Source organism: Methylophilus sp. 13 (assembly GCF_015354335.1).
Lineage (GTDB): Bacteria > Pseudomonadota > Gammaproteobacteria > Burkholderiales > Methylophilaceae > Methylophilus > Methylophilus glucosoxydans.
On sequence record NZ_JADKYR010000002.1, the window covers coordinates 678,601 to 702,381 of the forward strand.

Consider the following 23,781-nt stretch of genomic DNA (forward strand, 5'->3'; position numbering starts at 1 on the left):
GCTTGATCAAGGCTTCATCAAGCCCAGATCCGCTGGTCTGGGCTGACAATGCGCACAATAGAACGTTGAACGTTGCCCCAGGCGGATATTCTGAATCGGGCGGGCGCATATACGGCAGGGCTCTCCGGTGCGTCCATAGACCGTATAGGTTTGCTGGAAATAGCCCGGATTGCCGTCTGCGCCAAAAAAATCGCGCAAACTACTGCCCCCCGCCGCGAGTGCCGACTGCAACGTCGCCTTGATTTCTTGTACCAGCAAGGCACACTGCGCCTCGGTCAACGCCTTGGCAGGCGTTTCGGGATGAATCCGGGCTCGGAAGAGTGATTCACTCGCATAAATATTGCCGACCCCCACCACCAGATGCCCATCCATGATAGTGGTCTTGATCGGCGCATTGCGCGTGCGTAATTGCTGGTAGAGATATTGGACGTTAAATCCAGCCTCAAGCGGCTCCGGTCCGAGACGGTTCAGCAGCGCATGTTGCAGTGGATCCTGCCCCAGCCACAACACGGCACCAAATCGGCGCGGATCACGCAAACGGATCACCCGGCCATCGGTAAAACGGATATCAAAGTGATCATGTTTTTCTGCGGGGAAATCGCGCTCAAGCAAGCACAGGCGGCCAGACATGCCCAAGTGTAATAACAACACGCCCTCGGTCGCATCGGTGCCGATCTCGGCCAGAATATATTTTGCCCGGCGCGTCAGCTTGAGCAAGCGCTGCCCTTGCAGGTGCTGCGGCAAGTCGGCAGGAATCGGCCAACGCAAGCCATGATGGCGTATGGTGACCTGTTCAATCAACGCGCCCTCTACCGGCAACAAGCCGCGGCGCGTGACCTCAACCTCGGGTAATTCAGGCATGCTACTTCTGAAGGTTGATGGGCGGGTTCACCATGGTAAAGCCCGTGTCGTTACTAAAGTGATAAATAATGCCTTCATCCGGACGTGCCAGTTGGTACTCCGGCGATTCCTGCAATTTTTCAAAGTGGATTTTCTTGCCATCCCGCAGCAACACCTCAAAAGAAGGATAAGTTTGCTTGCGGTCTGGGGTGTAAAACTCGACCGAGACCGCCTGCGCCTGCACCCAGCTAAAATCCATCCACTCATTCAACTCATTTTGCGTGGGTTTAGCCTTGGGGTCATTCACCGCCCATTTGCCGTCAGTCGCCAGTTGCACTTTCAAGGCATTTGCTTCCCACTGCTCCAGATGCGCCAGGTCAAAGCCAGCCAACTGTTTGCGCTCAGCGGGTGCCAAAGGCATTTTATCGACCATCTCAATCGGTTGGGTAGACGCAGCCTCGCTATACTGACCAGCCAGTAAATACACCTGTCCGGCATAGCCCACATACTGCTCCTCGGTTACCGGATTATAGGTGCCAAAACTAAAAACCTGGTCGCCTTTGGCGCCGGACAGCGTCAGCTTCAGCACGGGCTGATCCAGACCATATTTAGACGCATCCTGTAGTGGCAACCTGGTGGCTGTGGTAGCGGCGATAATCGAAATGATGCGCTGCACCGAGGCCTGGTCGGCACGCGCCGCATAGGGTTTACGCATCATCCAGTAGCCATTCTGCTTTTCAAAGACCGTGGGCGCTTTGGCCGGAAATTCGGCTTTGACGGCATCAAAATCTGCCATCTTGAGCGTGGAGACTTCAAACTTGGCCGCGGGCGCCTGCGCTTGCGGTTGCAAATGCAAAAACACCGCAATGCCCACCACCACCGCCAGTAACAACAGATTCAATAACCATCTTTTTTTCATGACTGACCTACTCCACCCTCAGCTCACCAGGCATTAAGCCTTGCGGCGTCTCCACCACAAGAACAAACCTGCCACAAACAACCCGACCGGAATGAAATACTGGAAGGCATGAAAGACGCTCCAGGCCACCAGCCGACCCTGATCAGTGGCGGGAATCGTGACGTTGATATCCTTGAGCGGCATCGGCTGAATGGTGATCAAACGGTCATCGCCTGCCAGCCAGTTGATGATATTGATGCCCAAATCGAGGTTGCCACCGTTGGTGATAAAAGTATTGGCCAGGAAGTTGGCATTGCCTATCACCACGACGCGCTGGCCTTTTTTGCCATATTGGCGCTCTAACGCCACGCCAACATTGATCGGACCGGCTTTATCCTTGCCTTGATCAAAGCGGACCTTGAGGTTCTGTGCTCCGGCAGGAATCTTGTCAGACTCCAGCCAGCCATTGGGCGCCACATCAATCAGGCGCCCGACTTTCCAGCCCAGATCATCCGAGGCCTGGCCATCGACTTCATGTGCTTCCGGGAACACGGTGCGCAGCATAAAGTTGCGGGTGATCGGATGATCGCCATACAGACTGGCAAACGCCATTTTCGGATCGGCACCATACTGCTCGGCGGCACGGTCAACCACGATACCCGCAGACACTTTGATGCCCAGATAGTCAGCCACTTCTTGCAAGCCATGCAGATTATCGTCATCCAGCAGCCACAACACGTTACCGCCTGCCTCAATATACGCCTTGATTTTTTTGGCCTCTACCGCAGAGATATCCACTTGCGGTGCCGCAATCACCAGCATGGCGCCATTGGCGGGCACGTCCTGGGCAATAGTCAGATCCGGGTTGGCAAACTTGAAGCCCTTGCTTTCCAGTTGCTTGCCAAACTCACCCAGGTCATGATTCTTGACGCCTTGCAGCAGACGCTCACCATGGCCATCCAGATACATGACTGGCTGGTTGTTGGTACGCGACAGGCGCACCAGCAAATTGGTCATTTCCTGCTCGGCAAACGGTGGCGTGATATGTTCACTGCGCTTGTTGTATTCGACGATGGTTTCACCGTCAACTTTTACCCCGGCCTCCTGCGCCATCTTGGGCTCTTCAGACGGATTGATAAACTTGATGAATACATTTTTCTTTTCGCGCTGGTAGCGTGCAACAAAATCCAGCATGCCTTTACGGAAAGTGTCGCCGTTATTGGCGTCATCATTGGTGGCAAACACGGTGATATTGATGTCGCCATCCATCTGCTTGAGCACATTGACACTGCCCTGGGTCAGGATGTTGCGGTTGGCCTGGGTAATATCCTTGGCCCAGCGATATTGGCTGGACAAGTAGCCCAACATCACCACCAGCGCCAGAAACACCAGCACAAACATCCAGTTTTGTGCCAGCAACTGCCATCTAAACTTACTGTTAATTTTCATAGTGCTTTCAAACTCGACAACAACGCGGGCTTAGCCGCGCAAACGATCTGCATCCAGACGACGGATCGTCAGGGTAATAAAGGTAAGGATAAACAGGCCAAAATAGGCCAGGTCAGCCGTATCAATCAAGCCACCGGCAAATGACTGAAAATGACGCATTAACGAAAACTTGAGCATGGTGCTGGTCGGGTCACCGGCAAAAAAGCGGTCCAGAATCATGAGCACAAACAGGGCAATAAAACTCAAAATGCCGGCAATGATCGGCTGTGCCGTCAAGCTGGAAAAATACAGACCCAGCGCGGCAAAGCTGGAGACCAGCAGCAACAGCCCTAGCGAATTGGCAAAAATATAGCCAAAATCAATATCTGACCAGATATTCAAGGTTGTCAGCATCACGCCGATGTAAACCACCAGAATGCTCAGGAACACCACCAGGCCTAAAAACTTGCCCATCACAATTTCGCTGATGGACAACGGCGCACTGAACAAAAATGGCAGTGTCTGGCTGCGGCGCTCCTCTGAAATCAGGCGCATGGAAAGCAAAGGCACGGCAAATAACATAATGAAGGAGGCCAGGCCGTAGACAGTTTGCCCGACAAACTGTGTGACCCCAATCCGCTCGGCCGGACGGATGGAGCCGGACATGACTTCAAAGTAGTTATTCACGCCATTCAGGTAGTAGGTGCCAAACGAAAACGTCAGCAGGGCCAGAATAATCCACCCCATGGGCGAGGCGAACATACTCTTGAGTTCTTTTCTTGCAATATTCAACATACTTTATGCTCTCTAAATCGACTTAAGCTGCTTTTGCAACGTCTGCCTCGTGATAAGTCAATTGTACAAACACATCCTCAAGGCTGGTTTGATCGGGCGCAATGTGGAACAGGTCCCAGCCTTGCTGCACAGCCGCCTGCACAATCGCTTCGTGCGGCTGGCTGCCTTCATGAAAACGGATACGCCACATACCCTCGGCAGGCTCAACTTCGGCCACGCCTGCAATTGCAGCCAATTGTGCTACTGGCGGCGGGTTACGCAGGCCAACCAGCAATTTGTTACCAATACGCTGCTGCTTGAGCACATCAATGCCGCCATTAAACACCAGCTTGCCCTTGTCAATAATTTGCACGTGGTCACAGACCATTTCCACTTCGGGCAAAATATGGGTAGAGACGATGACGCTGTGCGCCTGGCCGATTTCCTTGATCAAGGCGCGGATATCACGAATCTGGATCGGATCCAGGCCCACGGTCGGCTCGTCCAGAATCACTACCATGGGGTTATGAATAATGGCCTGGGCAATGCCTACGCGTTGCTGATAGCCGTTGGACAGGTTTTCGATCAAGCGTTTGCTCATGTGGGTCAGGCCACAACGCTCTTTGGCATGTTCCACCGCTTTTTTAATGTGTTTGCTGGAGACGTTGTGCAGTCTGGCTGCAATGGTCAGGTACTCGTCTACCGTAAACTCTTTATATAAAGGGCGCATTTCCGGCAGGTATCCGATCAAGGCTTTTGCCTCTTTGGGCTGCTCTATCATGTCGATGCCGCAGATTTTGACGCTGCCTGCACTCGGCGCGAGGTTGCCCGTCAACATTTTCATCGTGGTGGACTTGCCGGCGCCATTTGGCCCCAAAAAGCCCAGCACCTGGCCTTGCTGCAGGCTGAACGTCACATCACTGACGGCGGCACGTCCGCCATACAAACGGGTCAATTCAATTGCTTCAACTGTCAAATTTGCCATGATTTCTTCACATACCTCGCGACTGGGAAAGATGCTTTCAAGCCTGACTTTACAGCGCCAGACCGCAAATCCCTAGACAAATATTTCACCAAAAAGTTATAGTGCTGTAGACGACGCTTTCACCTGTGTTTAAACGCCGATTACAATTTAGTTACAAATCGCACATTATGGATGAACTTGCAGCAACTGTCACGGACTAAACTAAAATTCCAGACGGATTAAGCGCCCCTTCTGCCCCAGTGACGACATCATTCATGCAACCTCTTTTTAAACAGGAATCCAGTATGCCTCTTACCCGCCGCCTCAACTTGAAAACCCCGTCATTACGCCGTCCGACACTGGCATTATGGCTGGCGTTGATGAGCAGCCCGGCCTGGTCTGCCAGCGGCACCCCCACCATTACCACCCCCACCGCAGAGTTTGTCTACAAATACCTGCTCGGTGAAGTGGCCGCGCAACGTGGCGAATTTGTGTTGGCCGGGCAGCTGTTTCTGGATTTGGCCAAGCAGACGCGTGACCCCTTGCTCGCCGAGCGCGCCACGCAGGCAGCGACCATTGCCCGCACACCGCAGTTGGCATTGCCCTCTGCCGAATTATGGTCTGAGCTGGCCCCGGATTCTATCCCGGCAGCCCAAACCGCCAGCCAGTTGCTGATTGCCAATGGCAACCTCGAAAAAGCGATTCCACAGATCCAGAAAGTGCTGGCCAATGAAAACATTCGCGCCAATGCCTTTATGGAACTCAACAGCCTGATGGTGCGCATCACCGACAAAACCAGCGTGCTCAAAACCATACAACAGCTGGCCAAGCCTTATCCCAAGCTGGCTGAAGCCCACTTTGCCATTTCGCAAGCCGCTTACTTTGCGCACGACGAGAGCCTCATGAAAGCGGAGCTCAAAGAAGCGTCCAAGCTGCGCCCAGGCTGGGAACCGCCCGCGCAGATTTACGGGCAAATGCTGATGGAAAAAGATGTCCAGAAAGGCATGGCATTTTACCGCGACTTTTTAAAGACCTATCCTGAGTCCGATCAGATTCGCTTATCGTTAGCGCGCGCCTTGCTCTTGCAAAAAAATACCACCGAAGCCAAGGTAGAGTTCACCAAGCTGCTCGAACGCCACCAGAACAATCCTGACATGAACGTGATTGTGGGCCTGCTGGCGCTGGACGCCAAAGAATACACTTTCGCCGATCGTTATCTGGAACACGCGCTCGAAGCCGGCTTCAAGGAGCCGAACAAGGTCTACTTCAACCTGGGCCGCTCAGCCATCGAGCAAAAAGACGATGCACGCGCTTTGCAATGGTTTGACAAAATCACCGATGGCGAACAATACCTGGCCGCTCGGATGGCCGCCGCCGGCATTATTGCCCGCCGCGACGGCGTCGATGCTGCGATTACAATGCTGGACAATGTGGATGGCCTGACGCCCGAGCAACAGGCGCTGGTGATTCAAAACCAGGCACTCATGCTGAGCCAGGCCAAACGCGGCGATGAAGCCTACACCCTGCTTGAAAAAGCCGCCAAAACCTTCCCGGAAAGCCCCGAGTTACAGTATGACTACGCTCTAAGCGCCGAGCGTAAAGGTAAATATGACATCATGGAAGACACGCTGACCCGGGTCATTAAAATGAAGCCAGACTTTGCCGCTGCCTACAATGCGCTAGGCTATTCCTATGCAGACCGCAATATCAAGCTGATCGAAGCGAAGAGCCTGATTGAAACCGCCACCAAGCTCTCCCCGGAGGATCATTACATCATGGACAGTCTGGGCTGGGTCTATTTCCGTTTGGGCGACTTGTCGCGTGCCACCGAAGAGCTACGCCGCGCCTATGCGATTCAGCAAGATCCTGAAATTGCGGCCCACCTGGCCGAAGTCCTTTGGAAACAAGGCCAGCGTGAAGAAGCACAACGCATTCTGGATCAGGCCTTGTCGGCCAACCCCGGCAACGAGATTCTGGTCGCAGTCGCGCAAAAACTGAAATCCGCCCTGTAGTGTTCGTATGCCGTCCACACCTGCGCTAGCGAGGCTGGCCCAAGCTTTTGCCATCTGGTTATTACTGAGTCTGCTGGCAGGCTGCGCCAGCCAGGCCATCGCCCCTACTCAAACCAGCGTGCCGCCCGCGGCCCAGCACAGGTTTGCCACACTGCAAGCCGTGCAATCCTTTGACGTGGAGGCGAAGCTGGCCGTGCAATATGCGGGCAAGGGCTACACTGCCAGGCTGGAATGGCAACACAGCCCGGCACTGGATACCCTGCGTATTTTTAGCCCGCTCGGTCAGCAAGTGGCCGTCATCGAGCGCAGTGCGCACAGCGTCACCCTCACCGACCAAAGTGGCAACACGCACCAGGCGGCGGATGTTTCCAGCCTGACAGCGCAGTTGTTAGGCTGGCGCCTGCCTTTGACCGGGTTAACCCAATGGATTTTGGGGGCTCCGCACATCAATAGTCCGTTCCAGGCCAGCTATCTTGCGCAGGGTGAACCTGCCCGCCTCATGCAGGACCAATGGCAAATCGATTACGACGATTACCGTGAGGTTCAATTGCAAGGCGTGCAGTCATCCCTACCGCACATCACACGCTTGCAGCAGCAAGATGTCCGGCTAAAGCTGGTCATTCAACACTGGTAAGCTACGCCACGCAGCAATGACGGCGTGGATCCGCGTCGTCATTAACACGCAAAGCATACGGGCCCCTTAACAGCTTTCGCGTTAAAGATTCAGGGCATGCCGTCGATAATGCCAGTATGCGCTGCAATCTGTTTACCCCTCTCTCGTTTCGAATCTGGCTGCTGGCCTGCCTGTGGCTGGGCCTGAGTTTGCCTGGGTACAGCGTGGCCGCACAATGGCTGTCGATCAAAAAAACGGACGATAGCCAACTCATGATAGACAAGCAGTCCCTGCTCGAAGAAAAACCCTATGTCAAAGCCTGGATCAAGGTCGATTACCGCCAACCTCAAAAAAACATAGAGTCTGTAGACCGCGTTTACACCCATGCAAAAGCGCTCTGGTACTTTGATTGCGACAAGCGCAAGGCAGCGACCATCCAGGTGTTCCAGTATGAAGGGGAAGAGCTGGTCTATTCTGCGGGCATTACTGCCAAGCAGGCAGATTTTATTGAGCCCTTGCCGGATTCCGAGGTAGAGATCACGCAACAGTACGTCTGCAAGTGGCAGAACAAAGAGAAGCAACGCGCTGAAGCGGCAGCCAAACGTGCCGCCAACCCGGTCATGCCTGCCGTCGCCAGCAGCAAAGACAAGCCCGCTGCACCAGATAGCGTGGCCGAGCCTGCCCCTGCACCAGATGCAGCACCTGCCAAACCTGCTGACAAGAAGGCTGACGGCAAGCCAGCTAAAGACGCAACGGCTACAGAAGCCAGTGCGACTAAATCCAAGGAAACCACTGCCAAGTCCAAAGAAGACGCGGCGAAAACGGGCAAGCCTGAAAAAACAGAAGCGGCAGCTGATCATCAGAAACCTAAAGACAAGAACAAAACCGGTGCTGCGGATGATAAGTCCTGGGCCTACAGTGGTGAGCACGGTCCAGACAAATGGGGCAGTCTGAATCCTGAATTTGCCGTCTGCAATGCAGGTAGCCAGCAATCGCCTATCCACGTGGATAATACGATCACAGCCGCCCTCAAACCGATCAAGCGACTGCAAAAATTCCCGATCAAGAATATTGCACTCAAGGACCACAGCCTGGTATTGGATGCGGGCAGCGGCAACATGATGGTGCTAGACCAGAAACCCTACCAGCTCAAATATATTAGTGTGCATATGCCCGGCGAACACCAGGTCAAACAGAAGTCCTATGCCGCCGAGATGCAAATGGTGCATGAAGACAAAGCCGGACACCGTGTGATTATTGCCATCATGATAGAAGAAGGCAACGCCCATGCTGGTATAGAGAAGCTGTTAGGCAGCCTGCCCAAAGACAAAGAGCAAAGCAAACCGCTGACCATCCGTGTCACACCGGCCGACCTGATGCCCGTCAAGCCTGCCTACTACCGCTACAGTGGCTCGCTGACAGCCCCGCCCTGTACTGAAGGCGTGCAATGGGTGATCATGAAAGAAGCGCTCAAGGTTTCCAAGTTCCAGTTGGCCAGCCTGCAACAAGCCATCGGTGCGCCCAACCAGCGCCCGCTGCAGGACAGCCAAGGCCGCATGGTCCTTGAATAAGCCTCACAAGCAGGCAGGCATGCTTTACAATAGCGGCCATGCATACCTTGAGCTACCCTGCCCCCTGCAAAATCAACCTGTTTTTGCACATTACTGGTCGCCTCAGCAATGGCTACCATACCCTGCAAAGCCTGTTTTTACTGCTAGACCACGGCGACACCTTGCACATCCGCCCACGTCAGGACGGGCAAATTCTCCACATGAATCCGCTGGCTGGCGTCCCGGCCGAACAAGACCTTAGCATCCGTGCTGCCCGCCATTTACAGCAAGTCAGCGGCTGCACTCTGGGCGCCGACATTGGCTGTGATAAACGTACACCCATGGGCGGTGGATTAGGCGGCGGCAGCTCGGATGCGGCCACCGTCCTCATGGCACTCAACCAGCAATGGCAGTTGGGCTACACCCGGCAGCAGTTGATGCAGCTTGGCGTTAGCCTGGGTGCAGATGTGCCCGTCTTTATCTTTGGCCAGCCCGCCTGGGCAGAGGGTATCGGCGAACAATTATCTGCGGTTTCACTGCCGCCTCCGCTGCTCGACCAATATTACGTGGTACTCACGCCGCAGGTGGCCGTGCCCACCGCACAAATTTTTGCACATCAAGCATTGACAAGAGACTCGAAACCATTGAGAATAGCGGACTTTTCAAACGGCGCTAATTCCAGCGCGTTCTGGCAGCAAGCCAGAAACGATATGGAAGCGGTTGTTTGTATGCTTTATCCTCAAGTTGGCGAAACGCTGGCCTGGTTAAAACAATACGGCGATGCCCGTATGAGTGGTTCCGGCGCTTCAGTGTTTGTGGCCGTGGATAGTGCAGAAAAAGCGGAGCAGTTAATTGCAAATAGACCAGAAAACACTTCTGGTTTTTGGGCAAAAGGGTTAGAATACCATCCGCTTTTTGCTTCGGTCACTGACGGTGACCAAGCCACACAACAAGTGTGTTAAAGACAAGTTTTTTGGGGAGTCGCCAAGCTGGTTAAGGCACCGGATTTTGATTCCGGCATGCGAAGGTTCGAATCCTTCCTCCTCAGCCAAACATAAGCGTGTAGATTTTACGATTTACACGCTTAAATTTTTTATAGCGCCCAGCCAAGCGCATGGGCGCAGGTTTCAAGACATCGTCATCGCAAAAAGGGTACAACGTTGAGTAACGCCAACATGATGGTATTTACCGGCAACGCCAATCCGGTACTGGCACAAGAAGTGGCTCAGCATTTGGGCATTGAATTGGGGCGTGCCGATGTCGGCCGTTTTTCTGACGGTGAAATCATGCTGGAACTGCTGGAAAACGTGCGTGGCCGCGATGTGTTTGTGCTGCAATCCACGAGCTACCCGACCAATGACAGCCTGATGGAAGTCATGGTCATGGTGGATGCACTGCGCCGCTCATCCGCTGGCCGCATTACCGCTGCCATTCCTTATTTGGGTTATTCACGCCAGGACAGACGCCCACGCTCTGCCCGTGTTGCCATTACGGCCAAAGTAGTGGCCAACATGCTGACCAGTGTCGGTGTGAACCGTTTACTGACGATGGATTTGCATTCTGATCAGATTCAGGGCTTCTTTGATATCCCGGTCGACAATATTTATGCTACGCCGATTTTGCTCGATGACTTGGTCACGCTGAATCACGAAAACCTGGTCGTGGTCTCGCCAGACGTGGGTGGTGTGGTGCGTGCGCGCGCGGCGGCCAAACAGCTGAATGCGGATTTGGCAATTATCGACAAACGCCGCCCCAAGGCCAATGTGGCCAAGGTCATGAACATTATCGGCGAGGTTGAAGGCCGCACCTGCGTCATCATGGACGACATGGTGGACACCGCCAACACCTTGTGTGAAGCTGCCGCTGCATTGAAAGATCGCGGGGCGACCAAGGTGGTGGCTTATGCCACCCACCCGGTCTTGTCCGGGGGCGCGGGTCAGCGCATTTCTGCTTCAGCACTGGATGAGCTGGTCGTTACCAACACCATCGCTCTGAATGCAGAGGCGCAAGCCTGCAGCAAAATCCGCCAACTGAGTGCGGCGCCATTGCTGGCAGAAACCATCAAACGGATTAGCCAGGAAGAATCTGTGTCTTCCCTGTTTATGGATTAACCGTCTATAAACTATTTTTCTTGATACATGAATTAAGTTTTTGTGCTGCAAGCTGGTCGCGGCTTGCAGTTTTTAGTGCAGTACCGCCTTCGGGCGTTTTTAGGAGTCTCATATGAGTATCGAAATTAAAGCCGTCAAACGTGACGTTAAAGGTACGGGTGCGAGCCGCCGCCTGCGTCGCGCTGGCAACGTGCCTGGTGTTGTTTATGGTGGCGATCAAGCTGCTGTGTCTATCGAGTTGGACCACAAAGAATTGTTCATGCAATTCCGTCACGAAGCGTTCCACGCTTCCATCCTGAGCCTGGTGCTGGATGGCAAAGCTGAAAGCGTTTTGTTGCGTGACTACCAACTGCACCCAGTACGCAATACCATTCAGCACATCGATTTCCAGCGCGTATCCGCGACTGAGAAAATCCACGTGAAAGTGCCTTTCCACTTTGTGAACGAAGAAGTGGCTCCTGGCGTTAAAACAGGCGGCGGCAGCATTTCACACATCCAGACTGAAGCTGACGTTAGCTGCCTGGCTAAAGATTTGCCAGAGTTTATCGAAGTGGACCTGGGCAACCTGGAAGCGGGTCACGCCATCCACCTGTCAGAAATCAAACTACCAAAAGGCATTGAGTTTGTACAACTGGCTCATGGTGATGACGCGGCTGTGGTTTCCATTGCCAAACCACGCGGTGGTAGCGACGAAGCAGCAGAAGAAACCCCTGCTGCTTAAGTGGCTCAAGCGGTTATCCGCTACAATGAACGCGCACAGCCATGTGCGCGTTTTTTTTGGTGCGTATAGCACCCTCCTACATTTGCTTAGCGTGTGAATATGAGTGGAATAAAACTGATTGCAGGCCTTGGTAACCCTGGCGATAAATACACCATGACCCGCCACAATGCGGGCTTCTGGTTTGTAGACCTGCTGGCACAACAATCCGGTAGCCGCCTGACGGCCGAGGCCAAACTGTTTGGTATCGCCGGCAAATGGCAACCGCATGGCGACAAATGGTTACTGAAGCCAACCACGTTTATGAACGCCAGCGGCAAAGCTGTCGCCGCCATCGCCCATTACTACAAGATTTCCCCGGCCGAAATTCTGATCGTGCATGACGAACTGGACTTGCCGCCTGGCCAAGCCAAGCTCAAGTTCGGCGGCGGGCATGGCGGCCACAATGGCTTGCGTGATATTCATGCCGCACTTGGCACCCCGGATTACTGGCGTTTGCGTATCGGTATCGGCCATCCGGGCAACAAGGCCGAAGTCGTCAATTTTGTCTTAAAAGCAGCAGGTAAAGAGGAGCAGCAGGCGATAGATGACAGCATCATTAAGGCCACCACGGTTATCGATCTGCTCGCCCAGGGCGAATTTGAAAAAGCCATGCTGCAACTGCACAGCAAATAAAAAAGGGCGCACATGCGCCCTTTGACTGCTTGTCTTCCCTAAAAGCGGTCTGCCTCCATGACCTTGCTCCATGCCTGCACAAAATCTTTGATCAGCTTTTGCTGACCATCGTTTGCCCCATACACCTCCGCCACCGCCCGCAATTCGGAGTTCGAGCCAAATACCAAGTCCACAGGTGTCGCCGTCCATTTCAACTGTTTGGTTTTACGGTCTAAGCCATCATAGGCGCCATCGGTTGCAGACTTTTTCCACTCCGTAGACATATCCAGCAAGTTCACAAAAAAGTCATTACTCAATGTGCCTGGCCGAGTCGTGAAGACGCCCTGCTTGCTACCATTGGCATTAGCATCCAGCACACGCATTCCGCCCACAAGGACCGTCATTTCTGGTACCGTCAGGTTTAATGTCGTAGCTTTCTCAACCAGCATTTCTGCCGGAGACAACCGGCTGTCAGCACTATAGTAGTTACGGAAACCATCCGCGCTAGGCTTCAGGTAATTAAACGATTGCACATCTGTTTGCGCTTGTGTGGCATCCATGCGGCCAGGTTTGAATGGCACATTGACCTTGATGCCAGCCTTCTGTGCCGCCTGTTCAACGGCAGCATTGCCGGCCAGCACAATTACATCCGCCAATGAAACCTGCTTGCCTCTGGATAATTTGCGGTTGAATGTCTGCTGCACTTGCTCCAGCTTTGCCAGTACTTTTTGTAGCTCAGCCGGATTATTGGCTTCCCAGTCTTTTTGCGGTGCCAGCCGCACCCGGGCACCGTTGGCGCCCCCACGCATATCCGTACCACGGAAAGTGGAAGCTGAAGCCCACGCAGTCCTGACCAGCTCAGGCCCAGACAAACCACTGGCCAAAATCGCCGACTTGAGCAGGCTGATCTCTTGCGCATTGATAAGCAGATGATTCAGTTCCGGGATAGGGTCCTGCCAAATCAGAATTTCTTTTGGCACCTGTTTACCCAAATAGCGTGCACGCGGCCCCATATCGCGATGTGTCAGTTTAAACCAGGCCTTGGCAAACGCCAGCTGATACTCTTCGGGATGCTTCCAGAACCGCATGGCAATCTCTTTGTACGCTGGGTCGGTTTTCAGGGCAATATCGGTGGTAAACATAATGGGCGCGTGTTTTTTGTCTGGATCATGCGCATCAGGCACAAACTTGACTTGATCTGCATTTTTAGGCTCCCATTGAATCGCCCCTGCCGGGCTTTTGGTTTTTACCCACTCCATGCTGAACAGATTATCCAGGTACTGTGTCGTCCACTTGGTTGGATTGACTGACCATGCGCCTTCGAGGCCGCTGGTCACAGTATCGGCGCCATGACCACTCCCACATTTGTTTTGCCAGCCCAGGCCCTGCGCCTCTATTGCTGCCGCGGCCGGCTCTTTACCGACACACGCCTCTGGCTTGTGTGCCCCGTGTGCTTTACCAAAGGTATGGCCCCCGGCAATCAACGCGACCGTCTCTTCATCGTTCATCGCCATCCGGCCAAACGTTTCACGGATATCTTTGGCCGCGAGCATCGGGTCAGGATTGCCATTCGGGCCTTCGGGATTCACATAAATCAAGCCCATTTGCACCGCGGCTAATGGTTTGGCCAACTCACGCTGCCCAGAATACCGCTTGTCTTCAAGAAAGGCTTTTTCTGGCCCCCAATTGACAATTTCCGCCTCCCAGTCGTCCGCACGTCCGCCAGCAAAACCAAAGGTTTTAAAGCCCATGGACTCTAACGCGACATTGCCGGTCAAGACCATCAGGTCTCCCCAAGACAGCTGGCTACCGTACTTGGCTTTGACAGGCCACAACAGTCGACGCGCCTTGTCCAGGTTGACGTTATCCGGCCAGCTGTTCAATGGCTCAAAACGCTGCTGGCCACCATTCGCTCCGCCACGACCATCAAATACGCGGTAAACGCCAGCACTATGCCATGCCATGCGGATGAAGAAAGGTCCATAATTTCCATAATCCGCCGGCCACCAGTCTTGTGAAGTCTTCATGACTTGTTCAATATCTTTTTTGACAGCTTCAATATCCAACTTTTGGAATTCCTGGGCGTAATTGAATTGCGGCCCCATCGGATTCGACTCAAGCGCATTCTGTCGCAAAGGCCTCAGGTCCAGTTGTTCCGGCCACCAGAACTGATTGTTGCTTTCCGACATGGCAACAACCGGGGTAGAAGAAAAAACCGTTGCCATGACCATGGCGACTGCCGACAGAATAAGTTGATTCTTTTTCATCATCTTTTATGCTCCTTTGATCCAAAAAAACCTGGCCACCACTGTAGATGCCCTCGGTCGTTCATACGCAAAGATAGATAGCCAATGGCTGCTTGCGTCTTTTTTTAGCTTACTGTGAGTAAAATACTGTCCGGCTCGGAAAAATCACGTGCCCTACAGTCAGAAAATCAATGATTCCCCAGCCAGCAACATCCTTATTGCCAGCCAGGGAAACCCGCTTGGTCTAATTCAATTTAGAAGCATTATCAGAAGTGGCATGCAGTGCTGGCTGCGCTTGGCGGGCATTTAACTGGCGCTCGGTAACGCTTTGGATAAACCCATTTTTCGCGACATCGCCATTGGCGACAGTGCCGAGGGTTACTTGGGTCTGGCGTGGGAAGATGCCGAGGATACTGCGGGCACCGATTGCGAGCGACTGATCAACATTCGGCACTTCCCCCGCAGGTACGGCCGTCACGCGTTCAAATTTGCTCAAAATCGTATTCACACCAATCGCCAGGTTACTATCGGCAGTGACTTCGCCCGCAGACGCAGACATCGCAGCAACCATCAATGCACTAGATACAATCCATTTCATTTCAACCTCCTAAATTAAGAAATAGCACTTCGCTATGGCTGCCATTTAATCGCTTGCATGCCTGGTTTGTGAAATAGCTAATCTGAATTGCCCCATTGATAATAGAAATGGCACTTATAAGCGGGTGCAGACTCCATCTAAAGCAAGTCTTGGAAACAGGAAACACTCCTGCACCGGGTTCAATGATTTGCTGAGATAAGAATGTGTAGTTTTTTGCATGTGCATGCATTGAAAACTTTTTAAGATCACTGCATGAAAACCGCATGCTTTTGGAGTAGGAATGAATTTAAGAGATTTACAATATTTGGTGGCTGTGTCAGAACTGAAAAACTTTAGCAAAGCAGCAGAGTACTGTGCCATCAGCCAACCCACGCTGAGTAACCAAATCAAAAAACTGGAGACTTACCTGGATGTGCAGATTTTTGAAAGGGACTCTAACCTTATCAGGGTCACCCCCGTCGGCGCCAGCATTATTGCGATTGCCAAAAGCATCACCGAGAGTGCTGAAAAAATCCGTGAGATTGCGCGCTATTCCACACGCACCTATGTCAACAAAATCATTATGGGTGGCTTTCCCACCCTGGCAAATTACGTGTTCCCGGAGTATGTGTTCCGCCTCAAGCAGCATTTTGAGGACCTCAAAATCCAGCTGATCGAAGAAAAAACCGATGATTTGATACAGCTGCTCACCGCCCGGAAAATTGATGTTGCGTTATTGGCCCTGCCTATTACCGATGAAACGCTGGAAGGCGTTACCTTATTTGAAGACCCGTTTTACGTCGCGGTACCAGATGACCATGCCTTTGCCCAGCGTAGCCATATTGATGTTGATGAGTTGTTTAACCAGCCCTTGCTATTGCTGGATGAGGGGCATTGCCTGCGTTCGCAGATTCTAAAGTTGTGCTCCCCCCGCAAAGCGGCAGATGATGACTTCAGGGCGGCCAGCCTGGAAACATTGCGGGTGATGGTCAAGCACGGCTTGGGCATCACTCTGATGCCCAGTGTCGCGGTGAGCGAGGGGGAGCAGGATATCTGTTATGTGCCCCTGAGTTGCAATGCCTCGCGCACCATAGGCCTTTTCTGGCATCAATCTCATGAAAGAGCCCACTACTTCCGCAAGCTGGCTGAGGTTATTTCTTACAAGCCTATTTCATAATGAGCGCGGCAACATCGCTGACTGCTGCCATGTCTGATACCAGGCCACAAAATCCTCAGTGCGCAGTGGCGGTGAGAAATAATAGCCCTGGCCAAAATCACAACCCATCTCCTGCAAGATGCGTAACTGGCGCAGGTTTTCGATGCCCTCGGCAATCACCTGCATGCCCAGGCTGTGGGCCATGACGATAATGGCCTGGCACAAGGCACCATCTTGACTGGAAACCCCCAATTCACGCACAAAGGAACGGTCAATCTTGACGTAATCAATCGAGAATTTTTTCAGGTAGGACAACGCAGAATAGCCGGTACCAAAATCATCGAGAGCCACTTGCACCCCCGCTTGCCGGTATTGCGCCAACCGCTCACTGACGTGCGTGTTGGCATCCAACAGCAAGCGCTCGGTAATCTCAATCACCACCATGCCATTGAATTCAGGGTGCTGCCCCATCTCTGACAACCAGTCCTCCTGCTTGCGATGATCCGGCGCAAATTGCACAGGCGACTTGTTAATCGCCATCTGAAACTGCGGATGCAAGGACAGTCGCCAGGATTTGCATTGCGCAATGGCGGTTTTAAATACCCACTCCCCAATCGGCGCAATCAGCAGGTTATCTTCGGCAATGCCAATAAACTCCATAGGTGGAATCAGTCCCTTGACCGGATGCTGCCAGCGCAACAACGCCTCTGCCTTGACCACCTGGTTGGTTTGCAAATTCACCACAGGCTGGTACTCAAGAAAAAACTCCTGGTTGGTGATCGCCTGGCGCAAGTCATGCGACAAGCGCATGCGGTTTTCAGCGTGCTGCTGCATGCGTGGCGTAAAGTAGGTAAAGCAGTTGCCGCCTTTTTGCTTGGACGCATACATGGCCTGATCCACCCGCTTCATCAGGTCTTCTTTATTGCTGGCATCATCTGGAAAAATGGCAATACCCAGACTGGAAGACACATAAGCCAGCGTATCATCCAGCTGAAACGGTTGCGACAAGGTCTGCAATACACGCTGCGCCAGGGCCTCAACATAGCCCGCAGTGGCATCGCCGAGCATGAGCACAAACTCATCGCCGCCCAGGCGAGCGACCAGATCCTTGTTGCCGACGCAGGCCGACAAGCGCTTACCCGCCTGCATCAGCAAACGGTCGCCCTGATCATGCCCCTGTGTATCATTGACCTCTTTGAACCGGTCCAAATCGAGAAAGATAATGGCCAACTTCTGGCTGCTGCTTTTAATCGTTAACAGCGCCTGCTCCAGGCGCTCGAAAAACATGCGCCGATTAGGCAAGCCAGTCAGCGTATCCACATTGGCAAACTGCCAGACCACCTCTTCTGATTGCTTGATCTTGGAGATATCGGCCAGCGTGCCCAGAATCCGTGTGGGCTTGCCCGCCTCGTCACGCATCAATACCATGCCCCGGTCAAACACCCACTTCCAACTGCCATCCTTGCAGAGCATGCGGTATTCAATCGCATACTGCTCACGTTCGCCATCCAGCACCTGCTGTTGCAGGGCTTGTACTGACTCGATATCTTCCGGATGAATCCGCTGTTGCCAGGTGGCCGGGTTATGCGCCAGTTCATGCGGCGCAAAACCAAACATTCTTTTCCAGTGATCAGAAAACACGACACGGGAGTCAGTCACATTCCAGTCCCAGACACCATCGCCGGTGCTTTCCATGGCAAACTTCCAGCGCTGCTCACTACTGGTCAAGGCCTGGCTATATTTTTCAACGGTTTCACGTGCACGGCTGCGCACCATGGATAAATAGGCGAGCCCCGCCAGCAACACGCTGGTCAGCACGCCCATCACGGCGACCTGATTGGCCTCGCGCAAATCAGTGACCGCCTCAAAGGCCGGGGTAGACCGCGCGCGCATACTCCACAAATGGCCATGCATATTCATGGTTTGTGCGGCGCTAAAGCGGGCGGCATGCTCATGGGGATGTGACTCCTCCCCGCTCGGGCTATGGTAAAGCGGTGTCTGCCCCTCTTTGCCATTCAAATCAAACACATCAAAATGCACTTGCCGCAGCTCGACCACCTGCAAGGCCTCCGCCAAAAAGGCATGAACATCAAAGCGCAAAAACACCCAGCCGTTCAACATGCGACGGCGATCCGTCTCAGAAATCTCATCCGGCCGCCCGTGGTACACCGGCGCATGCAAGAAATACGGATGCCCCATCTGCGGACTACCGGTAGACTGGCCCGACATCACGATTTGCTGAGTTTCGCTGGCTTGCAGCAAATCAGCACGCAGCCGCGCATCCAGAAAGGTATTCTTAAGCAAAATTTCCTGATTCTGGTCATTCCGCGGCTCAATATACAGCACCGGCGCCAGCTCATCATCGCCCTGCACAAACTCAAGCCTGGCGAGCAGGCTTTTCACTGGCGTTTCCAGGTCTTTAAACGTCTCTGGATAATTGAGGTGGATGTACTTGATAAAGCCTATTGCATTCAAGCTGCCGTACTGTTCACTTTGCGTGTAATCATTGACATACTCGCGGAATTCTTTGGAAGAAACAAACTGCGAAGAAAGATAAAGATGCTCAACCCCGGTCAACACCTCGCGGTAAGCGTCCATACGGTGCTGGACAGCCTCGGTCGCTGACAACACCGCCTGCCGGAACTTAACCGCCTGCAAGGCTTCCGCATGCTCGCGAGCATTCATCCACAGCAAAACAGTCAGCTGCAAGCCGCAAGCCAAAATCACCAGGGCCAGCCAGCGCGAGGTCAGCAGTTGCTGCCATGATGCAATTCGAATACGAAACATCTATCCTCCTTCGTCAGGAAGTCGCATGACACACACCAGCATCCCCCGGTCATGCGATGAATTTATTTTTGAGTTTAAAAGTTAATCCTGTTCAGGATTTAAGTCAAATCAAGATTGTTTCTAGCTCTATCTTGTGACTAACGGTAAAATATTGGTTTTATTGACTCTTTGCCGCAACTTCACACTGCGGCAATTCTCACGCTAAGGTTCATCCATTATGAAATGCGGTATTGTCGGCCTGCCTAATGTAGGCAAATCCACCCTGTTTAACGCCATCACCAAAGCGGGCATCGCCGCAGAGAACTATCCTTTCTGCACGATTGAGCCGAATGTCGGCATCGTAGAAGTCCCCGACCAGCGCATGCAACCACTGATCGACATCGTCAAACCACAAAAAACTCAACCAGCCATCGTCGAGTTTGTAGACATTGCCGGTTTGGTCGCAGGTGCCTCCAAAGGCGAAGGTCTGGGCAACAAGTTCCTCGCCAATATTCGTGAAACCGACGCCATTGCCCACGTGGTGCGTTGCTTTGAAGACGGCAACGTGATTCACGTCGCAGGCAAGGTAGACCCACTCGCCGACATTGAAGTGATCAACACCGAGCTGGCGCTGGCCGACATGGAAACCGTTGAAAAAACCATGCAGCGCGAAGGCAAAAAAGCCAAGAGCGGCGACAAAGACGCCATTGCCCTGATCAAAGTGCTGGATAAAGTGCTGCCCTGCCTCAACGAAGCCAAAGCCGTGCGCACCCTCAATCTGGATGCCGAAGAACTCAACCTGCTCAAACCGCTGTGTCTGATTACCGTCAAACCCGTGATGTACATCACCAACGTGACCGAAGACGGCTTTGAAAACAACCCGCATTTAGACAAAGTGCTTGCCTTGGCCAAAACCGAAAAAGCCCCCGTCGTCACCATCTGCGCCAAAATTGAAGGCGAAATCGCTGAGCTGGACGATGCCGATAAACTCGAATTCTTACAAGAACTCGGCCAGGAAGAGCCCGGCCTCAACCGCGTCATTCGCGCCGCCTATGACCTGCTGGGCCTGCAAACCTACTTCACCGCTGGCGTACAAGAAGTGCGCGCCTGGACTGTGAAAAAAGGCGCCACTGCACCACAAGCCGCTGGCGTCATCCACACTGATTTTGAACGTGGCTTTATCCGTGCTGAAGTGATTGCCTACAATGATTACGTGCAGTACAAAGGCGAAAAAGGCGCACAAGAAGCCGGTAAAATGCGCCTCGAAGGCAAAGAGTACATTGTGCAAGACGGCGACGTCATGCACTTCAGATTCAACGTCTAACCACGTATCAAGCTAAAAAATCAAAGGCTGGAGATTTCCAGCCTTTTTTATGCCTCACGACGCCTTGAACTCGGCATAGCGTGGATCATGAATCACCTTAACAAACCGCTGGAACAACTCGGGATCCAGCTTGCTGCCAGACTCACTCTCCATAATGCGCAAAATTTCATCGTGTGGCCGCGCCTCCTGATACACGCGCCGCACCGCCATCGCATCATAGTTATCCACCACCGTCACAATGCGTGACAACAACGGGATCGCTTCGCCAACCAAATGGCCAGGATAGCCACTGCCATCAAACCACTCATGATGATAACGCACGATGTCCGCAATCCGCTGTGCATCCTTATGCTCATACACCTCAATCAAATTCGCCCCCACCGACGGGTGCGTCTGCATGATGGCAAACTCTTCCGCATTCAACTTGCTCGGCTTCATTAATACAGCATCCGGCACCACAATTTTGCCAATGTCATGCAAACAAGCGCCCAACTCCAAGGCATCCAGCTCATGGCGGCTCAAACCAATATCCAGCCCAATCCCATGAGAAAGCGCCATCACACGGTCGCTATGCAAGCGCGTATACGCATCCCGCATCCGCAAAGCATCGGCAAAAACCTTGCCCAAATGCAATACCCCGCTGTGATTGCTGACAGCCTCGCTCATCGCATCCCCGAGTTTTAATTGATTTATACGGTTTAGCATACTCCCAAAATGAATCCCCTGAAAACCCTCTCCACAAAATTCAAGAAAATGCGTAGTAAAAAAGGTCACAAAGGGTTGTTGTCGTGCCCTGATACAACTGCTATAATCGCGGTCTTTCAAATCTGGTGATGTAGCTCAGCTGGTTAGAGCACAGGATTCATAATCCTGGGGTCGAGGGTTCAAGTCCCTCTTTCACCACCAAAATACTACTTCATGACGTGTCATGAAGCCTCAAAAGCCCCGTAGATACTAGCTTCGGGGCTTTTTTATTGTCTCAAGCCATATCACCAGATTCCTTGACATACCCCAATTAACAGGGGTAACTTCTGGGGTAACAGTCATTTTTAAATACTTCTTTAAGAAAGTTACCCCAAAATGGCACTTACCAATACCGCAATCAATAATGCAAAACCAGCCGAGAAGCCTTATAAACTTTACGACTCAGACGGTTTATTCCTCCAAGTTACCCCAGCTGGGGGTAAGTGGTGGCGATTTAAATATCGCTTCGACAATAAAGAAAAACTTCTCTCACTTGGCACATACCCCGAAGTCTCTTTAAAACAGGCCAGAGAAAAAAGAGACGATGCTCGCAAGCAAATTGCCAACGACAACATAGATCCGAGCAAAAGCAGACAAAAAGCAAAACTTGAAAAAGAGATCAGCCAGGCAAACAGCTTTGAACTGGTCGCTAGAGAGTGGTGGCAGTCTTACATGAAAAACAAGGCCGAGAGCCACAAGGATAAAGTCATACGCCGTTTTGAGCTTTACCTATTCCCCTGGATTGGAAATCAGCCAATCGCTGAAATCACTGCACCTCAGCTACTACAATCGATTAAACGTATCGAAGCGCTAAACAAGCTTGAAACCGCACATAGAACATTACAGACTGCAGGCCAAGTGTTCAGATATGCTGTTCAGACTGGCCGCGCTGAAAGAGATATCTCTCATGATCTAAAAGGTGCATTGCCAGCTAGAGCTACAAAACATATGGCGGCATTTACCGACCCTAAGGATGTGGCATCATTACTCAGGGCGATTGATGGCTTTACCGGCACATTGACAGTTCAGTGCGCGTTAAAACTTGCTCCCCTTGTCTTTGTGAGACCCAGCGAACTCCGGCAAGCAAAGTGGAATGACATCAATCTGGAAACAGGTGAATGGAAATTTGTCGTGAGTAAAACCAATACCAACCATCTGGTCCCCTTGTCCAAGCAAGCCATTAAAATTCTGGAGGAAATTAAACCTCTTTCAGGTCATCGCGAATATGTTTTTCCTGGCGGACACTCCCCACTCAAACCTATGAGTGAAGCCGCCATTAATGCCGCACTCAAACGCATGGGGTATGACACTCAAAATGAAATTACTGGGCATGGCTTCAGAGCAATGGCACGGACTATTTTGCATGAGCAATTGAATATGGACCCTCACGTGATCGAACATCAACTCGCGCATACAGTGCCAGATACCCTAGGTTCAGCATATAACCGAACCAGATTTATTGAACAGCGCAAGCTAATGATGCAGAAATGGGCAGACTATCTTGATCAATTGAAATTTACGGGTGAGGACAAATGAAAACCTTTTTGACTTTGAAAAATTTTTTGTCTCTGGATGATACTGCAAAATATTTATCAATGACTTTCGAGGATGAGATTTCGATTATTGACTTACTTGAAGCGGCCCAAGAAGGCATCCTTCAGCTATCTATTAACTTTAAGCAATCTGTACCACTTAAACCCACACAACTAAAAGTCCCAACAAAGGCTGATGTTGAAAGAATGAAGCATATTTACGCTGACAAATCAGTTATCACGCCAGATTTAAGGGTTTTTACTGAAGAGTCTGACCAATTAATCTATTTGAATGGAATATTCGATATACCTTTGTTAATTAACTCAACAGTTGCTAACCAGATATTAGAATTCAAACTCAAGCAAATAAACGCACCCAATCTTATTAGCGAGAAACCATTTTCATTCGTCGTGAGTCGCGATCAACAGCTTTTCAAAATTGTGACTAGGTACAGAAATATTAGCGATGATGGCGCTGAGTATATTGAAACGGATGATTTCGAAGATGATAGTAAGTTTGTACCAAAGCATTTTGAGTCACCTTTTGAGTTGCCAGAGGACTCTACGCTTGGAATGACTCGGTCAAATATCGACTTATTTGTGAATTCAATTTCCGATAAAATCAAGTCCAAGAAGGCTAAGCGGGATCGCGGTGAAAATGCCAAGGTTAATACAAGCTTACTAGTTATTGTTGCTAGCCTTCTTAGAGATAACGATATCGACTTAGAGAGCCTATCTGTAGATAGCACACGCAATTTAGCAGCTGGAAAAATCCTTGAAAAAATTGAGTTAATTGGATGCAAAATGGATGTTGGCACCATTAAAGCCAGGCTAAAAGAAATTGCAGAGGCAATTGAACGTAGAGAGGTTTAAC

At 51.9% G+C, this 23,781-nt stretch carries 20 protein-coding genes and 2 tRNA genes; 13 read left to right on the forward strand and 9 right to left on the reverse strand.

The window, feature by feature from the left end; genetic code table 11:
• Positions 1-6 precede the first annotated feature (6 nt).
• From mutM to INP77_RS07535, 5 genes are read right to left on the reverse strand one after another with little or no spacing between them, the layout of a single operon-like run.
• Positions 7-861, reverse strand: coding sequence for a bifunctional DNA-formamidopyrimidine glycosylase/DNA-(apurinic or apyrimidinic site) lyase (gene mutM, locus INP77_RS07515; protein WP_194748384.1), 855 nt, complete (start codon positions 859-861; stop codon positions 7-9).
• A gap of 1 nt (position 862) precedes the next feature.
• The gene (locus INP77_RS07520; protein ID WP_194748385.1) at positions 863-1,759 is read right to left on the reverse strand and encodes a DUF4340 domain-containing protein; all 897 of its coding nucleotides are present in this window, start codon (positions 1,757-1,759) and stop codon (positions 863-865) included.
• 33 nt (positions 1,760-1,792) lie between these two features.
• Positions 1,793-3,187 carry a GldG family protein gene (locus INP77_RS07525; protein ID WP_194748386.1) on the reverse strand — a complete coding sequence of 465 codons (1,395 nt, stop codon included), beginning with the start codon at positions 3,185-3,187 and terminating at the stop codon, positions 1,793-1,795.
• Between the two features lie 30 nt (positions 3,188-3,217).
• Positions 3,218-3,961: an ABC transporter permease gene (locus INP77_RS07530; protein WP_194748387.1), complete on the reverse strand. Its 744-nt coding sequence runs from the start codon at positions 3,959-3,961 to the stop codon at positions 3,218-3,220.
• Positions 3,962-3,983: 22 nt separating this feature from the next.
• Positions 3,984-4,925 carry an ATP-binding cassette domain-containing protein gene (locus INP77_RS07535; protein ID WP_194748388.1) on the reverse strand — a complete coding sequence of 314 codons (942 nt, stop codon included), beginning with the start codon at positions 4,923-4,925 and terminating at the stop codon, positions 3,984-3,986.
• 284 nt (positions 4,926-5,209) lie between these two features.
• On the opposite strand from INP77_RS07535, the gene INP77_RS07540 reads away from it, so the two are divergent.
• The 8 genes from INP77_RS07540 (at position 5,210) to pth (ending at position 12,583) form a co-directional block, all read left to right on the forward strand.
• Positions 5,210-6,916, forward strand: coding sequence for a tetratricopeptide repeat protein (locus tag INP77_RS07540; protein ID WP_228518772.1), 1,707 nt, complete (start codon positions 5,210-5,212; stop codon positions 6,914-6,916).
• A gap of 7 nt (positions 6,917-6,923) precedes the next feature.
• Positions 6,924-7,550 (forward strand): lipoprotein insertase outer membrane protein LolB, encoded by a 627-nt coding sequence (gene lolB / locus INP77_RS07545; RefSeq protein WP_194748390.1) that lies wholly within the window; start codon positions 6,924-6,926, stop codon positions 7,548-7,550.
• A 116-nt stretch (positions 7,551-7,666) separates the two neighbouring features.
• Entirely contained in the window at positions 7,667-9,100 is a 1,434-nt protein-coding gene (locus INP77_RS07550; protein ID WP_194748391.1) for a carbonic anhydrase, read from the forward strand.
• Between the two features lie 38 nt (positions 9,101-9,138).
• Positions 9,139-10,041, forward strand: coding sequence for a 4-(cytidine 5'-diphospho)-2-C-methyl-D-erythritol kinase (gene ispE, locus INP77_RS07555; protein ID WP_194748392.1), 903 nt, complete (start codon positions 9,139-9,141; stop codon positions 10,039-10,041).
• 12 nt (positions 10,042-10,053) lie between these two features.
• A tRNA-Gln gene (locus INP77_RS07560) sits at positions 10,054-10,130 on the forward strand.
• 124 nt (positions 10,131-10,254) lie between these two features.
• Positions 10,255-11,190, forward strand: a complete 936-nt coding sequence (locus INP77_RS07565; protein ID WP_194748486.1) for a ribose-phosphate pyrophosphokinase — start codon at positions 10,255-10,257, stop codon at positions 11,188-11,190.
• Between the two features lie 112 nt (positions 11,191-11,302).
• The gene (locus tag INP77_RS07570) at positions 11,303-11,911 is read left to right on the forward strand and encodes a 50S ribosomal protein L25/general stress protein Ctc (RefSeq protein ID WP_194748393.1); all 609 of its coding nucleotides are present in this window, start codon (positions 11,303-11,305) and stop codon (positions 11,909-11,911) included.
• Between the two features lie 99 nt (positions 11,912-12,010).
• Positions 12,011-12,583, forward strand: a complete 573-nt coding sequence (gene pth / locus INP77_RS07575; protein ID WP_194748394.1) for an aminoacyl-tRNA hydrolase — start codon at positions 12,011-12,013, stop codon at positions 12,581-12,583.
• 38 nt (positions 12,584-12,621) lie between these two features.
• Here pth and katG read toward each other — a convergent pair whose 3' ends face one another.
• Both katG and INP77_RS07585 read right to left on the reverse strand, forming a co-directional pair.
• Positions 12,622-14,832 (reverse strand): catalase/peroxidase HPI, encoded by a 2,211-nt coding sequence (gene katG, locus INP77_RS07580; RefSeq protein ID WP_194748395.1) that lies wholly within the window; start codon positions 14,830-14,832, stop codon positions 12,622-12,624.
• 220 nt (positions 14,833-15,052) lie between these two features.
• Positions 15,053-15,406 (reverse strand): hypothetical protein, encoded by a 354-nt coding sequence (locus INP77_RS07585; protein ID WP_194748396.1) that lies wholly within the window; start codon positions 15,404-15,406, stop codon positions 15,053-15,055.
• Positions 15,407-15,686: 280 nt separating this feature from the next.
• Here INP77_RS07585 and INP77_RS07590 point away from each other — a divergent pair, with 280 nt between their 5' ends.
• Entirely contained in the window at positions 15,687-16,562 is an 876-nt protein-coding gene (locus INP77_RS07590) for a LysR substrate-binding domain-containing protein (RefSeq protein ID WP_194748397.1), read from the forward strand.
• On the opposite strand, the gene INP77_RS07595 is transcribed toward INP77_RS07590, so the two are convergent.
• Complete coding sequence (locus tag INP77_RS07595; RefSeq protein WP_194748398.1) at positions 16,557-19,328, reverse strand: EAL domain-containing protein; 2,772 nt, start codon at positions 19,326-19,328, stop codon at positions 16,557-16,559. The two genes, INP77_RS07590 and INP77_RS07595, sit on opposite strands and share 6 nt — an antisense overlap.
• Positions 19,329-19,545: 217 nt before the next feature.
• Here INP77_RS07595 and ychF point away from each other — a divergent pair, with 217 nt between their 5' ends.
• Positions 19,546-20,631, forward strand: a complete 1,086-nt coding sequence (gene ychF / locus INP77_RS07600) for a redox-regulated ATPase YchF (protein ID WP_194748399.1) — start codon at positions 19,546-19,548, stop codon at positions 20,629-20,631.
• A gap of 54 nt (positions 20,632-20,685) precedes the next feature.
• On the opposite strand, the gene INP77_RS07605 is transcribed toward ychF, so the two are convergent.
• On the reverse strand, positions 20,686-21,336 hold the full coding sequence (locus INP77_RS07605) for an HD-GYP domain-containing protein (RefSeq protein ID WP_228518773.1): 651 nt from the start codon (positions 21,334-21,336) through the stop codon (positions 20,686-20,688).
• A gap of 124 nt (positions 21,337-21,460) precedes the next feature.
• On the opposite strand from INP77_RS07605, the gene INP77_RS07610 reads away from it, so the two are divergent.
• The 3 genes from INP77_RS07610 (at position 21,461) to INP77_RS07620 (ending at position 23,780) form a co-directional block, all read left to right on the forward strand.
• Positions 21,461-21,537: transfer RNA gene (locus tag INP77_RS07610), tRNA-Met, on the forward strand.
• A gap of 174 nt (positions 21,538-21,711) precedes the next feature.
• Positions 21,712-22,911, forward strand: coding sequence for an integrase arm-type DNA-binding domain-containing protein (locus INP77_RS07615; RefSeq protein ID WP_194748400.1), 1,200 nt, complete (start codon positions 21,712-21,714; stop codon positions 22,909-22,911).
• A complete protein-coding gene (locus INP77_RS07620) occupies positions 22,908-23,780 on the forward strand; it encodes a hypothetical protein (RefSeq protein ID WP_194748401.1) in 873 nt (290 codons plus the stop codon). The genes INP77_RS07615 and INP77_RS07620 overlap by 4 nt, the downstream gene beginning before the upstream one ends.
• Position 23,781 lies beyond the last annotated feature (1 nt).